Origin of the sequence: Dokdonia sp. LLG6352-1, assembly GCF_045055815.1 — a bacterium.
GTDB classification, from domain to species: Bacteria; Bacteroidota; Bacteroidia; order Flavobacteriales; family Flavobacteriaceae; genus Dokdonia; species Dokdonia donghaensis.
This window is the reverse complement of the sequence record NZ_CP159329.1, coordinates 579,793-594,810: the sequence shown is the minus strand read 5'-3', so window position 1 is coordinate 594,810 and position 15,018 is coordinate 579,793. Positions and strand designations below refer to the sequence as shown.

Annotated in this window: 10 protein-coding genes; 4 read left to right on the top strand and 6 right to left on the bottom strand. The window is 39.5% G+C overall.

Annotation, left to right across the window (positions count from 1 at the left end; translation table 11 throughout):
- Positions 1–95: 95 nt before the first annotated feature.
- Both ABVM49_RS02705 and ABVM49_RS02700 read right to left on the bottom strand, forming a co-directional pair.
- Positions 96–2,915, bottom strand: coding sequence for an outer membrane beta-barrel protein (locus ABVM49_RS02705; RefSeq protein WP_405202920.1), 2,820 nt, complete (start codon positions 2,913–2,915; stop codon positions 96–98).
- Positions 2,916–3,000: 85 nt separating this feature from the next.
- Entirely contained in the window at positions 3,001–4,263 is a 1,263-nt protein-coding gene (locus ABVM49_RS02700; RefSeq protein WP_405202918.1) for a hypothetical protein, read from the bottom strand.
- 230 nt (positions 4,264–4,493) lie between these two features.
- Here ABVM49_RS02700 and dgt point away from each other — a divergent pair, with 230 nt between their 5' ends.
- Together dgt and ABVM49_RS02690 are read left to right on the top strand one after the other, a co-directional pair.
- Positions 4,494–5,825 carry a dGTP triphosphohydrolase gene (gene dgt, locus ABVM49_RS02695; RefSeq protein ID WP_405203650.1) on the top strand — a complete coding sequence of 444 codons (1,332 nt, stop codon included), beginning with the start codon at positions 4,494–4,496 and terminating at the stop codon, positions 5,823–5,825.
- A gap of 83 nt (positions 5,826–5,908) precedes the next feature.
- A complete protein-coding gene (locus ABVM49_RS02690; RefSeq protein WP_405202917.1) occupies positions 5,909–8,611 on the top strand; it encodes a T9SS-dependent M36 family metallopeptidase in 2,703 nt (900 codons plus the stop codon).
- 55 nt (positions 8,612–8,666) lie between these two features.
- On the opposite strand, the gene ABVM49_RS02685 is transcribed toward ABVM49_RS02690, so the two are convergent.
- Positions 8,667–10,430, bottom strand: a complete 1,764-nt coding sequence (locus ABVM49_RS02685; RefSeq protein ID WP_405202916.1) for a 1-deoxy-D-xylulose-5-phosphate synthase — start codon at positions 10,428–10,430, stop codon at positions 8,667–8,669.
- A 53-nt stretch (positions 10,431–10,483) separates the two neighbouring features.
- Between ABVM49_RS02685 and ABVM49_RS02680 the strand changes: the two genes are divergently transcribed.
- Entirely contained in the window at positions 10,484–10,933 is a 450-nt protein-coding gene (locus ABVM49_RS02680) for a nucleoside deaminase (RefSeq protein WP_035327102.1), read from the top strand.
- A 46-nt stretch (positions 10,934–10,979) separates the two neighbouring features.
- On the opposite strand, the gene ABVM49_RS02675 is transcribed toward ABVM49_RS02680, so the two are convergent.
- Both ABVM49_RS02675 and ABVM49_RS02670 read right to left on the bottom strand, forming a co-directional pair.
- Positions 10,980–11,750: a TIGR03915 family putative DNA repair protein gene (locus ABVM49_RS02675; protein ID WP_375252787.1), complete on the bottom strand. Its 771-nt coding sequence runs from the start codon at positions 11,748–11,750 to the stop codon at positions 10,980–10,982.
- A gap of 1 nt (position 11,751) precedes the next feature.
- Entirely contained in the window at positions 11,752–13,038 is a 1,287-nt protein-coding gene (locus tag ABVM49_RS02670; RefSeq protein ID WP_405202914.1) for a putative DNA modification/repair radical SAM protein, read from the bottom strand.
- A 178-nt stretch (positions 13,039–13,216) separates the two neighbouring features.
- Between ABVM49_RS02670 and ABVM49_RS02665 the strand changes: the two genes are divergently transcribed.
- A complete protein-coding gene (locus ABVM49_RS02665; RefSeq protein WP_405202912.1) occupies positions 13,217–14,176 on the top strand; it encodes a carbon-nitrogen hydrolase family protein in 960 nt (319 codons plus the stop codon).
- A gap of 47 nt (positions 14,177–14,223) precedes the next feature.
- Here ABVM49_RS02665 and ABVM49_RS02660 read toward each other — a convergent pair whose 3' ends face one another.
- A complete protein-coding gene (locus ABVM49_RS02660; protein ID WP_405202911.1) occupies positions 14,224–14,847 on the bottom strand; it encodes an ExbD/TolR family protein in 624 nt (207 codons plus the stop codon).
- Between the last annotated feature and the right edge of the window lie 171 nt (positions 14,848–15,018).

Below are 15,018 nucleotides of genomic sequence, written 5' to 3'. Positions count from 1 at the left end.
TTTCGCGAAAGCGAACATATTTCCCCATATATTATATAAAAAAAGGTCTCCATAGCGGAGACCTTTTTTTTGTGGCTAATTCAAATAATTGTTGATTAAAACTTAAAGCTGTAGCTTAAGCTAAAATCTTGTCCAGGGCTCCACTTAGAGTATAACTGGTCTTGTGCTCCAAACGATTGGAAAACACTCTCACGATCATCATTAAGTAAGTTACCTGCTTTGAAGGTGATTGTTTGATTTTGATCTTCTCCAAATGATTTTGAAAGGTTAAACTTAAGATCGTTAAATGGAAGTGTATACACATCTGCAATTTCTCCAGCGGCAACAATCTCCAGTGTTTTACCTTGTACGTTGTAAAAGAGACCAGATTTCCAGCCACTTTCTTTAGACTCATAAGCAATACCTGCGTTAAGTAAATAAGGTGATTGACCTTGTAATACACGCCCGTCTCCTAAGTCTTCTCCGTCTTTTAATAAAGCTTGTCTTAAGATAAGTTCATCTTCATTATACGTCTCGTTAGACTCAATGATAGATGTATTTAAGTTAAGAGAAAAGTTGTCAAGTCCTATAATGTCAAGACTTTTACGTAACTCAAGCTCTACTCCATACACCTCTGCATCTCCTAAGTTTCTTGGTGTTACCTGACCTGTAGCCTCTGCAAAGAATGTAAGTTCTATAGGGTCTTTGAACTTTTTGTAAAATCCAGAAAGTGCTAAGAAATCACCTAGTCCAAACTTCTTTTCTTCTTCTCCATAAATCTCATAACGAAGGTCGAAGTTATTAATGTAGGTAGGCTGTAAGTTTATATTACCAATAAATAATTCATTTTCAATCGGGTTGAAAATTTGTGCAAGCGAAGCTTCTTTAAAAGATGGTCTCGCTGTTGTTCTAGCAAAAGAAGCTCTCAGTTTTTGAGCACCTTCTTCATTCATATCAAATATTAAGTTTGCTGAAGGGAAAAGATCAAATTTGTCTAAGATTTTTTCTTCGTCAAAAATGTTTCCATTCTGGTCTTGACCTGTATAAATAAGATCAAATTTCTCAGCGCGTAAACCTACAATTGCTGTAAACCAGCTAGAAGGTCTAAACTCTTCTGATGCATAAAGTGCAGCGATATTAATATTTGAATCGAAAGAATCATTTTCGTTTGAATCTTGTCTTACAAAAAATCCAGAGTCGTCTGTTGCGCTATAAGCATATTGACCTAAAATAGCATTTGGATCTCCGTTTAATATTGTGGAGTCGAAGTTTCTAAATGGTGTAGAAAAACGTACTGTAGTAAAATCACGTTGTTTGTATGTAAATGCTCCTCCAAATTTAAGCTTAGCATCTTTTTCAAAAAGTTGGTGCTTCCGTGTTAAGTCTAGTTTACTTGCTACATTTATTTCATCTAGCTCCCTAAAAAAACGTGAAGCATCACCAGACTCAGATGGACTTATAATAAAATCTCCAGAATCTTCATTAATTAAGAAAGGAGTTGTTCTGAAATCTTTGTCATCTACATTTGAAAAGGTAGGAGATAATTTCCACTCTGTAGTCCAGCTTGCATCTTCATTAGTGTGTTTACCACTAAAAAAGAGGTTGGTAAGACCACGCTCTGTGTAAATAAGAACATCTTTTTTAATCGTGTTACTGTTGTCTATACGGTTAGTTTGTGTCAAGAGAGACGCTCCAGACTCACCATTTTGTATGTGTAGTACATTAAAGCGATACTTAGAGCGGTCTGTCTTGTAAGATAGGCCTCCTAGTGCACTTATAAGTACATTGTTTTCTCCTCTTTCACCTTGTTGCGTTCTATCCGTATTTAACTCAAAAATACTAGGATCTGTATCTTTTCTAAAACGTTGTCCGTCTACATAATTATCATAATAAGTAGTTTCGTTTTTGTAAGAAACAGAAGCAAGAAAACCTAGTTTGTTGTCACCTACATCATAAGAGTTACCTGTGGTAAATGACAGGCTCATATCTGCACCACTATTTTCACGTGCTGCTGCTAGGGTAGGGTTAAGTCTTCCAGCAAGAAATTCTGCCGTATTTGGCGTGGTAGTAGGAAAGTTGAATTCTTGGTTCTCATTAAAAGGATTACTACGTAAACCGTCGTCAAAGCCTAAAAAGTCAGTACCACTAGACTCGTTAGTGATATAATTACTGTTAAAGTGAAAGTCTGGATTGTAACCCAGCCCAATAGATGCGCTAGACTGCTTTCCGTTAGGGATGTCTTTCGTTACAATATCTACAACTCCACCTGTAAAATCTGCAGGTTGATCTGCAGTAGATGATTTTACTACGATAATGTTTTCAAGTAGTGATGATGGAAAGATATCTAGTTGTAGTGTATTACGGTCTGGATCTAGACCTGGTACATCTACACCATTAAGTATTGTTTTTGTGTAGCGATCTCCAAGACCACGTACATAAACATATTTACCTCCTTGAACAGATACTCCTGGTACATTACGTACAGCAGAGGCTACGTTACTTGCTCCACTTTTTTTGATGCTTTCTAATGAAAGACCATCTAGTAACTGCACAGATTTTCTCTGTAGATTCAAAACAGATTGTTCTGTGTTTTTACGTGCAGTAGTTGTGATGACAACCTCGTCTAGTGACGCTCCAGAAAGTGTTACGTCTAGTACAGTGGTTTTTCCTTCTTTTACCACAACTTCAGAAATTTGTTGTGTAGTGTATCCCACAAACGAGAATTCGATTACATACGTTCCTGGCTCGACATCCAGTGTGTATTTACCATCAAAGTCTGAGGTGGTTCCTTTAGTAGTTCCTTGAACGAGGATGTTTGCAAATGGTAAAATGTCATTAAGTTGACCGTCATTTACAGTACCTGCAATGGTACCAGTTTGAGCTTGTAAACTTATGGCAGTTACTAAAAGAAAGAATGAATAAATTAAAGTTTTCATAGGTGTTATAATTCATAAGATTGCCCGCTATAACTAGCGGGCAAATCTCAATTGATAATTTTGGTGTATTGTAATATTATATTAATTAGTCAATCACACCAGATGTACTTGCTGCTGCAAATGTCCATCCAAATACTGTAAGGTCTGCACCACCAGATGTTCCTGTTGTTGCCCAGTCTGCAGCTTGATCTGTAAATGAAGGAGTGATTATTGTAGACTCACCGTCTCCAGTTTTTTCTACAAAGATGCTGTTTGCCTCTGCTGGTCCGTTTATTACCCAGTTTGAGAAGCTTACTAAACCGTCTATGTAGTTTTGAGCAACTCCATTGTTGTCAAGCTCTACATCTTTACCATCTTGGAATCCTGTAGCATATACGTTGTTTGTTGCTCCTTGAGCACCATCACGGTAATCTGCATACTCACCATTTGAAGCATCAGCGCTACCTATAATAGTAAGACCATCTATTACAAAAGCACCGTTTAAAGATCCTTCTGGTCCGTCTATTTCAAGTGCGTGATCAGAAATGTTTCCAGCTACTACTACAGAGTTTGTAACTGTTCCAGAATAAGCTTGGTCGATGTCTATACCGTCATCTCCTTGTGCCCATACTAATAGGTTAGAAGCGTTTACTGTTCCTCCAAAGAATTCTACTCCGTCATCAACGTTTCCTACAACCTCTACGTGATCTATAGTTGTACCTGTACCTACACCACCTAGCGTAAGACCGTTAATTTCGTTTCCTTCTCCTATTAATGTTCCTCCGTGACGGATAGAAACATAAGATATAGTTCCAGAATCATCTGCAGGATCAGTACCTCCGTAAAGACCATTTGTATCATCTGCAGGGATACCTTCAATTTGTGTTGCTTCTATATCACCATCTTCAGAGATAGGTGCTCTTCCTAATACGATAAGACCTCCCCATAAACCACGAGTGTTTTCATCAAGGGTTCCTACAGTTTGTCCTATTGAAATACCATCTGCAGCGGATGTCATAATGATAGGTGCGGCTGCAGTTCCGTTTGCTTCAATTTTTCCTCCTCTTGCGATTACAAGAACAGATGCGTTTGCCTCTTGTCCTGCAAAAGCTTTTATAATTGTTCCCGGCTCTATAGTAAGCGTGTTACCAGCAGTAACCGTTACACGACCGTCTAGCTCCCAGATAGTATCTGCCGTGAGCGTAAGATCTTCATTAATCTCACCAGAAAGTGTAGCATCTACAGTATCATCTGGTGTTTCAGTTGGAGTTTCAGTTGGAGTTTCAGTGATAACTATCGGCTGGTCATCATCTCCACAACTTACTAGTAGTGCACTTGCGAATGCTACGCTTAAAAAGAATTTTTTCATTGTTAATCGAGTTAGTTTTGAATCTTATTTTGTTCGCTGCAAATATCATCACATTTTCTAGCAGGTGGGTTACGGGTGTGTTACGCTTCCTTTATCAACAGGTAATATTTATGTTAGGTTTATGTTAACAGGTTTTGTTTTACTTAACATTTGTGAGGAGATGTAGATTACGCTTTCGCGAAAGCGTAAAACCCACTATCTTGTCTACCTTTAAGAAATAGATAACTATGATGCAATGGGAACGCCTGCTTTCACTCAAAAGACAGGGAGATACAAATAAAAGATTACGAGCAGAGCAAGATGAAACGAGGTTAGGTTTTGAGGTAGACTATGACCGTATTATATTTTCATCGGCTTTTAGGAGTCTACAAGACAAGACACAAGTAATCCCTTTATCTAAAACAGATTTTGTTCATACACGACTCACACACAGTCTAGAGGTTGCTGTTGTGGGAAGATCTTTAGGAAGGCAGGTAGGGAAGCGTATTTTAGAAAAATACCCACATCTGGCAGAAGTACACGGTTATAAGATGAATGATTTTGGAGCTATAGTCGCTGCGGCTGCACTTGCTCACGATATAGGTAATCCTCCCTTTGGTCATTCTGGAGAGAAATCTATAGGTGATTTTTTTAAAAATGGAGATGGTAAACGATTTAAGTCTGAGCTTACAGAAAAGGAGTATGAAGACCTTTGTAGCTTTGAAGGTAATGCAAACGGATTTAAAATTCTCACCGAGTCAAGACCAGGTGCAGATGGTGGTTTGAGACTCTCTTATGCGACTCTGGGTACTTTTATGAAATATCCAAAAGAGTCACTACCTCACAAACCTACGAAGCATATAGCCGATAAGAAATACGGTTTCTTTCAAGAAGATAAGGAAGCTTTTAAAGAAGTTGCAGAAGAGCTGGGACTTATCCAGACTCGTACAGGAGAAGATATAAGTTATGCAAGACACCCACTTACTTTTCTAGTGGAGGCGGCAGATGATATCTGTTATACAATTATAGATTTTGAGGATGGTATTAATCTTGGACTCATACCAGAAGAGTATGCATTAGAGTATCTTATTAAGTTAGTTCCTCATATTAATAGGTCTAAGTATGCGGCTCTTACTGAGAAGTCTGCACGGGTAGGTTATTTGCGTGCGCTTGCTATAGGAACTTTAATAGATGAAGCCGTTTCTATATTTATGGATAATGAAGAGGCTATACTCAATGGTACTTTTGCAAAAGGCTTATTAGATAAATCTAGTTATGAGGCACAAATTAACGACGTACTTAAAATAAGTGTCTCAAATATTTACCAGAGTGACGAGGTAATCTCAAAAGAGATTGCTGGATATGAAATTTTAAATACATTATTAACAGCGCGTTGTAAGGCTATTACAGAAAAGCCGACACACTACGATAAGCTGGTGATACAATTATTTAAAACACGTACTGGAGAAGATAATTCTCTTTATCAAGAATTGTTGGAAATATGCAATCAGGTATCTGTTATGACAGATAGCAAGTCGTTGAAAATTTTTGAACAGCTTAAGGGAATGAATATTTCTAGTTAAACAAGACTGTTAATCATTATTTTGCATTTGTATTAACACATTTGTTAACATAACTTTACCGAGCTTATTAAAATCCTAAATATATGTTCAAACACTACTCAAAATTTCTTGCTATTCTTTTCTTGTTTGGTGCTGCTGGTTTGCAGGCCCAAGATTATGTAACTCTATTGCAAGAACAATTAATCAATCAAAGATCTGAGTCTGGAATTACAACCTCAGATGTAGACGACTTGTATGTATACAGTCAGTCTAGAACGCAAAAAACAGGCATCACGCACGTGTATGCCGGACAGAAATACAATGATATTTCTATTTTTAATGCTGCTGTAAACGGTGCTTTTAATGGTCAAGAGCTCGTTTATATGACAAATACACTAGAGGCAAACGTAGCTTCACGTGTTAATGCAACGGTTCCACAACTTAATCCTTTACAAGCGGCAGCATCTGCAGCAACGAGATTAGGATTAGGTACGGGGACTTTCTCAATAATTGAAACAGTTACTACCAAGGAGTTCTTGCTTAACACCGGTAATGTTTCTCTAGAAGATGTACCTGTAGAGCTTGTGTACGTACCGGTAGGTGATGCACTTGTACTAGCTTGGGATCTTAACATCCATACACTAGATGGTAAACACTGGTGGAGTGTGCGCATAGATGCAAGCAGCGGAGAGATTCTTGACCAGAATGACTGGGTGGTGTCTTGTTCTTTTGGAACGCATAACCACAAAGCTGTTACAAGTCGAAAAGTAAAAGAAGAAAACAACTTTACACTTTTTAAGGCAAATCAAACAAATGCAGCCTTAGCTGGAGAACAGTATTTTGTATATCCACTTCCTTTAGAAAGTCCTAACCACGGAGACGCAGCTTTAGTAGTAGAACCTCAAGACCCTGTTGCATCACCTTTCGGGTGGCACGATACAGACGGGGTAGAGGGTGCAGAATTTACAATTACAAGAGGTAACAATGTATATGCACTTGATGATACCGCAGGAGATAATGAAGAAACCTTAGGAGCGTCACCAGACGGAGGTGATGCCCTTAATTTTGACTTTCCTTACAATTTTGATACAAATCCTGTAAATATGTTAGATGCAGCGACAACTAACTTATTTTATTGGAATAACATCGTACACGATATATTATATCAATATGGTTTTGATGAAGAAAATGGAAATTTTCAACAAACCAACTATACGGGTATGGCAGATGGTGACGACTTTGTAGTTGCAGATGCACAAGATGGATCTGGATTAAATAACGCAAACTTTGCAACGCCTCCAGACGGAATTAATCCAAGAATGCAAATGTTCTTATTTTCTGCATCAGGCCCTCCTGGTGATCTAGTTACTATTGCCGAAGGACCCCTAGCTGGAGGTTATGTGGGAGTTCCTTCACAGTTTGGAGCGCCTATTCCAGAAGAGGAGGCCCTTGTCGCAGACCTTGCTCTTGCCATAGATGATAACTCTGGAGGAGAGTCTACAGATGAGTTAGATGCTTGTGATGTTATTACAAATGAGGCAGACCTAGCAGGTAAAATTGCTGTATTAAGAAGAGGAGCTTGTGAATTCGGGGTAAAAGTTCTTGCTGCCGAAAATGCTGGTGCTGTAGCCGTTATTGTAGTAAATAATGTCGCAGATGCACCTATTGCAATGGCTCCTGGAGCCGTAGGAGATCAGGTAACAATACCTAACCTGATGGTGTCATTAGAAGATGGTGAGGCGATTATAGCAGCACTAATTGCTGGCGAAACTATTAATGCATCTGTTCTATTTGCAGGGCCTTACCAAGTAGATGGTGATCTTGATAATGGTATAATTGCACACGAGTATGGGCACGGTGTGTCTAACAGACTTACAGGAGGAAGAAATAATTCCAACTGTATGCGTACCTGCGTTCAGTTTGACGCAAATGGATGTGTTGCTGGTAAGGCTACAGAGGTGATGAGTGAAGGATGGTCAGATTATTTCGGGCTAATGCTTACTATGGAAGAAGGAGATACTGGGGCAGATGTTCGTGGTATAGGGACCTTTGCAATAGGAGAAGATACAGATGGGGGAGGAATAAGGCCTACTCCTTATAGTACAGACTTTGCGGTAAACAACTCAACTTATGACAGCGTTGCTGTTTTTGAAAGTACTACAGCACCTCACCCAGTAGGTTATGTTTGGACGACTATGATCTGGGATATGACTTGGAACCTTATAGAAGAATATGGTTTTGATGCAGATATTTACAACGGTACAGGAGGTAATAACATCGCATTACAATTAGTGATAGATGGTCTTAAGTTACAACCTTGTAACCCAGGATTTGTAGATGGTCGTGATGCCATACTAGCAGCTGTAGAGATGAGTCCTTACCTAGCAGATGAAGATGAAAAAGCAGCCGTGGGTTGTATCATCTGGAATTCTTTTGCAAATAGAGGTTTAGGATGGTCTGCAGATCAAGGTGACTGGAGAGAAAGAGAAGACGGTACATCTGCTACAGATTTACCACCAGATAACTTAAACCCTTGTAATGGTCCACTTTCTGTTGCAGAGATAGGAGACGGTGTATTCAGTATCTTCCCAAACCCTACTAATGGAGAGATAAACATTGCAGTAGCAACTCCTCAAGGAGCAGGTACGGTGAAGATTGTAGATATCAATGGTCGTACAGTATACTCAAAAGATGTTGTTCTTCAAGATACAGTGAGATTACAGGCAGAAGGTCTGGCAACAGGTATATATTTACTACAAGTACAGACAGACTTAGGGACAGAGACTACAAAACTTATTATTGAGTAGTAGCTTTAAGTCCAAATTATTTAAAATCGGTAGGTCACAAGCCTGCCGATTTTTTTTATGCGAAGTTTTTAAGAAGTAAAGAAAGGGAAGCTACAGAAATACCAGCTTCTTCATATTGCTGCTCTACCGTAGCGTGTTCTATAAAAGTATCGGGTATGCCTAAGATGGTAAGGGATCCTTTGTATGCTTTCGCGAAAGCGTAATCACCCACACTACTACCCAGACCGCCTATTTTAGAACCATCTTCTACAGTAATGATATGGTCATAAGTAGTAAAAATAGTGTCTAGTAGTGCCTTGTCTAGCGGTTTTAAAAACCCCATATCATACACACTACAACTTACATTTACCTCGTTTACAGCAGTCAGTACATTTTTGAGAATGCTACCTAGAGTTACAACTGCAGTCTTCTTCCCTTTGATAACGTTGTAACCTTTACCAATAGTGATTTCTTTAAATGGTAATTGCCAGTTTATATGAACACCTCTCCCCCTAGGGTAACGTATCGCGATAGGATGGTCGAGACCCTGCTGGGCAGTGTACATTATATTACGCAAAGCAATCTCATCGCTAGGCGCATAAATAATAAGATTAGGAATGCAGTTAAGATACGCTAGATCATAAACTCCTTGATGCGTGCCACCATCTTGTCCCACAAGCCCAGCTCTATCTAAACAAAAGATAACGGGTAAGTTTTGAAGCGCTACATCGTGTATCACTTGGTCATAAGCACGTTGTAAGAACGTTGAGTAAATATTGCAAAAAACCACCATACCCTCCGTTGCCAGTCCTGCCGAAAGTGTTACTGCGTGTTGCTCTGCAATACCCACATCAAAAGCTCTATCTGGAAAAGCTTCAATCATATACTTGAGAGAGCTGCCAGTAGGCATTGCTGGTGTAATACCTATAATTTTTTTATTTAAAGTAGCAAGCTCAACAATGGTATGGCCAAAAACGTCTTGATATTTAGGAGGTTGTGGAGTGCTATCTTTTGCCACTCTAATGCCTGTTGTAGCATCAAACTTGCCTGGGGCGTGATAGGTTATTTGTTCACGCTCTGCTAGAGCGAGACCTTTACCTTTTGTAGTGATTACGTGTAAAAATTTAGGACCATTAGCTTTCTTTAACTCCTGTAAAACCTCAGTTAAGGCATTTAAATCGTGCCCATCTACAGGCCCAAAGTAACTAAAATTAAGCGCCTCAAAAATATTTTCTTCTCGAGCGGTACCTTTTTTTACATTTGTAAGATACCTCTTGAGAGCACCTACGCTAGGATCTATACCTATAGCGTTATCATTAAGTATTACTAGCAAATTTGCGTCTGTAACTCCAGCGTGATTAAGCCCTTCAAAAGCCATACCACTGGCTATAGATGCATCGCCTATTACTGCTATGTGGTGACGATTATGTGCTCCTTTGAGACCAGCAGCCATAGCCATACCCAGTGCAGCACTTATTGAGGTACTACTATGCCCTGTACCAAAGGTGTCATAAATACTCTCACCTCTGTTAGGAAAACCACTTATGCCATCTTTTTGTCTATTAGTATGAAAGATGTCTTTACGACCTGTAAGGATTTTATGCCCGTAAGCTTGATGACCTACGTCCCAAATCAGGTTATCGCTAGGTGTGTTAAATATATAGTGTAGTGCTATGGTAAGTTCTACAACACCTAAGCTTGCACCAAGGTGCCCTTCTTTGGTAGCAATAATATCTATGATAAACCTACGTAACTCTTGTGCAAGTACTGGTAATTGCTCCGGAGCTAAAGCGCGCAAGTCCGCTGGACTTAAAATGGTATCTAGAATACTTTTTTGCATCGCACAAAGGTACGTCTTGAATCTGTATTTTTATATCCTATAAAACACAACAGATGCTAGAACCATACGACGACACCTACTTTATGAAAAAAGCACTACAAGAGGCTCAAGCCGCTTTTGATCAAGGTGAGATACCCGTTGGAGCTGTTGTTGTGATAGATAATATGATTATAGCGAGAGCCCATAATCTTACAGAGCGTCTCACAGATGTAACAGCGCACGCAGAGATGCAGGCTATTACCAGTGCTTCAAATTATATAGGAGGTAAATATTTGCAGCAGTGCACCTTGTATGTAACACTGGAGCCTTGCCAGATGTGTGCTGGAGCATTGTACTGGAGCCAGATAGGTCGTATTGTGTATGGAGCGAGTGATGAACGTCGTGGTTATGAGAAAATGGGCACAACTTTGCATCCTAAAACTAAAGTAGAGCGCGGTATTCTCGCGCACGAGTGTGAGCAAATAATGAAACGCTTCTTTATTGATAAACGCGGACTCAACTAGTAGTAGTTATGCTTTCGCGAAAGCGAACTAAGTATTGCAACCATCGCTACGGCTGTTTCTCACTAAGGTACTTCCAGTATCTTCTAGGTACGTGTTGTAAATGCAGTCTCATATTCTTTCTTGAAGGAATATTTGTGCTCTTAAAATAGTTTTTCCAGAGATCTTGATAGTGCATCTCGTCGTGGGTGAAATAAAAAGGCGCTGCCTCACTCGTATTTATATCTTTTGAAATCTCTAGCTTTACGTATGAGATTTTATGCAGGTCGTAGTACACTCCATAATGTCTGCACCTGTCATAAATGAGCCACTTTTGGTCTGCATATCTATTTTTGAAGTGAATCGCATTAAGTGGTAGTGTGTCAAAATCTGGTTCTATCTCTGCAAAGTAAACATTGTCTTTTGTGAGTTTAAACCGTACAAAGGCATCCATTCTGTGTTTTTCTCTACCCACCATTTTTACAAGATTGCTCAGTCTCAAAACATCTACATCTGCATAATCTTCTGTAACCCGATGTCCTAAAAAACCTTTTTTTATAATGCGCAGAAGCACACGCTCACGATCTGGTTTTTCACTGAGGAAAGCTCGATAAATCCAGTCGCCTGCTTTTTTGCCTATTTTGGTTTGTATGCCTTTCCATACGCGGTCTGCTTTTACTTGATCTGTGTAGACAGTGTGCTCTTCATCAAAGAAATTTTCGGTAGCGATGCGCTCGCTTACTATTTTTACCACCAAAGGTTTGCGCTCATATACCTCAAACACCGCCGAAAGAAAACCTTCAAAGGTGCCATCATATATGTATTGATCTATCATTCCCATATTAAGAGGTGGTTAAAGGAGCATTTGAGCCAAAAAGGTTGAGCTGGTTACTATATGCACCACGCCACTTGCTGCCAGATGTTCCCATAATTAAACTCTTTAATTGTGCTGCAGTACGGTCTTTGGTCTCAAAAGTTGCAGAGTCACATATGAGAAAATATTGCGCTCTGTTCATAGAGATGCCTATCGCTTTAAGGTGCTCCCAGTTTAGTTTTCTATAGCGGCGTGCTTGTATAATTTTATGCACAGATCGCATCCCTATACCTGGTATGCGTGCGAGCATTCTCCGGTCTGCCTTATTAATATCTACGGGAAAGTGCTCTAGATTGCGTAGTGCCCAGCTTAGTTTTGGGTCTATGTCTGTCTCAAGATTAGGGTGCTCCTTATTAAGTAACTCACGTATGTCAAACCCGTAAAAACGCAACAGCCAGTCTGTCTGGTATAATCTGTTTTCTCGCATCATAGGTACTTCTGTGCCTATAGATGGTAGACGCTCGTCATAGCTTATAGGTATATAGCCAGAGTAGTACACGCGTTTCATTTTAAACTGTTTATAAAAGTATGCGCTGGTATACATAATCTCTGCATCTGTCTCGCCGCTTGCACCTATAATCATTTGTGTGCTCTGGCCTGCCGGAGCATAAACAGGGGTGCTTTTTATGAGTTTCTTCTCGCTTTTGTACTGTATGATTTCATTTTTTACCTTTTGCATAGGTTTTATAAAATCTTCCCGTTTCTTATCTGGTGCAAGTAGTTTTAATCCCTTTTCTGATGGAATCTCTATGTTTACAGATAATCTATCTGCATATAGGCCTGCCTCTCTCATAAGCTCGTCACTGGCTCCTGGTATAGATTTGAGATGTATATATCCATTAAAGTTCTCTTCCTCGCGCAACTTTTTTGCCACAGCAACAAGTCGCTCCATTGTATAGTCTGCATTTTTAAAAATACCACTGCTCAAAAACAATCCTTCTATATAATTACGGCGGTAAAAATTAATGGTAAGATCTACCACCTCTTGTACTTTAAATGCAGCTCGCTTTATATCATTACTCTTGCGAGTGACGCAGTATGCACAGTCAAAGATGCAGTGGTTGGTAAGTAAAATTTTAAGTAAAGACACACACCTGCCATCTTCTGTGTACGTGTGACAAATGCCCATACCACTTGAGTCTCCCAAACCTTTATTCTTATTTGTACGCTTACTACCACTAGAGGAGCAAGAGACATCATACTTTGCAGCATCTGCAAGGATGTTTAGTTTTTCTTTAATACGTTCAAAATTCATAATTTGGGATTTATGTCAAAATTATGGAAATATTCCCAACAATAAGATAAATTCCTAATTATAGTGAACGATTTTCAAATCTTTTTGTGCGCTTTCGCGAAAGCGTAATCACTTATCATCGACTACTATTATGTATTTTTAATGATGATAACCTATTTAAACAAACTGTAACCACTATATGTCACAGCCTAACCACCTTAAAGTTGCCCTTGCTCAAATTGCTCCAGTCTGGGGTGATCGAGATGCCACGATTGAGAAAATAAAAACAGCTATAATAGAAGCGGCTTCAAATGATGCAGAGCTCATCGTTTTTGGTGAGGGGCTTTTGCCAGGTTACCCATACTGGTTATCACTTACAGATGGTGCTGCTTGGGACACAAAGGTGGTAAAAGAGCTTCACGCACACTATACTAGAAATGCGGTAGATATAGAACGAGGAGATTTACAAGAGATATGTGATCTTGCTCAAAATTATAATATTGCAATATATCTTGGAATTATAGAAAAACCAATGGATAGGGGTGGAGCTAGTCTGTATTGTTCTCTTGTGTATATAGATCAAGAAGGCGTTATACAATCTGTACACCGCAAGTTGCAGCCTACGTATGATGAGCGCCTTACCTGGGCGCCGGGTGATGGTCACGGTTTACGAGTACACCCGCTTAAACAATTTACTGTAGGTGGTCTTAATTGCTGGGAGAACTGGATGCCGCTACCACGTGCTGCAATGTATGCACAGGGAGAAAACTTGCACATAGCCGTATGGCCAGGCAGTGATTATAATACAAAAGACATCACACGATTTATTGCTCGCGAGTCGCGCAGTTATGTTATATCTGTATCAAGTAGAATGGCAATCGCAACAGATTTCCCAAAGGGGACACCTCATTTACAAGAAGTTTTAAAACGTGCTCCAGAAGTTTCTTCAAACGGAGGTTCTTGTATTGCCGGCCCAGATGGAGAGTTTATACTGCCACCAGATATCACAACAGAAGGTAATATTTATTACACCCTAGATTTTAATAAGGTATATGAGGAGCGACAAAACTTTGACCCATCAGGTCACTACTCACGTCCAGATGTAACTCAGCTTACAGTAAACAGAGAACGCCAGCGGGTAGTTAAGTTTAATGATTAATGTAAAAGAGGTGTAATCCAGATTATGATTACACCTCTTTTGTGAGTTTACAACCTAAACTCTCTTTTTGTAGTAGCTTCAGAGATGAGCATCGGGTAAAGGGAACGTACTTTTTTAAGTTGCATTTTTACTTTCTCTAGATTGCCATCATAGGTGCCTGCTCGCACCGCTTTGTTAATAGATGAATAGTCTTGTTTGTATAATCGCTTATATGCTCTCTGGCGCAAATCTTCATAAGCCGCAGTGAGTTGAGCTTGCACCTGTATATAGGTGTTATAGTCTGTAAGTCTATCTGGGGCGAGGGATATTACTGCCTTTTGAGGATTATCTGAAGAGAGTAGGCTATGCTCACCTTGACAATAATCACAATGGCCTTCCATACCCAGTGGTATGCCGCCGTTATCTAAAAATGCAATAACCACCTCTTTTAGATCTGTAATAGGGACTCGTTTTTCTTCTACAAGAATTTCATTTTCAGGATTGACCATAATTTGTAATAGATTTTTTTCTTTTACGTGAGCTTCGGTAGCATCTGGGAGTGCTGGTGGGAGCTGCCTGGCGATGCCTTTGTCCTTTTCGATGGTGGTGGTGACTAAGAAAAAAATAAGTAATAAGAATGCAATGTCTGCCATAGACCCCGCATTTACTTCTGGAGTAGTACGTCTTCTCATAATATAAAGTTTTAAAAATGTTGAACACCTATACAGAATCAAGTTCTGTGCCGAAGCAGCTGTTTTAAAATGAGTGACTTATGATATTAAGGCGGTGTGGTGGGCTTATATTGCTTTCGCGAAAGCGGTTATCACAACATTCTACATACATACTACTAATCACAACAGACT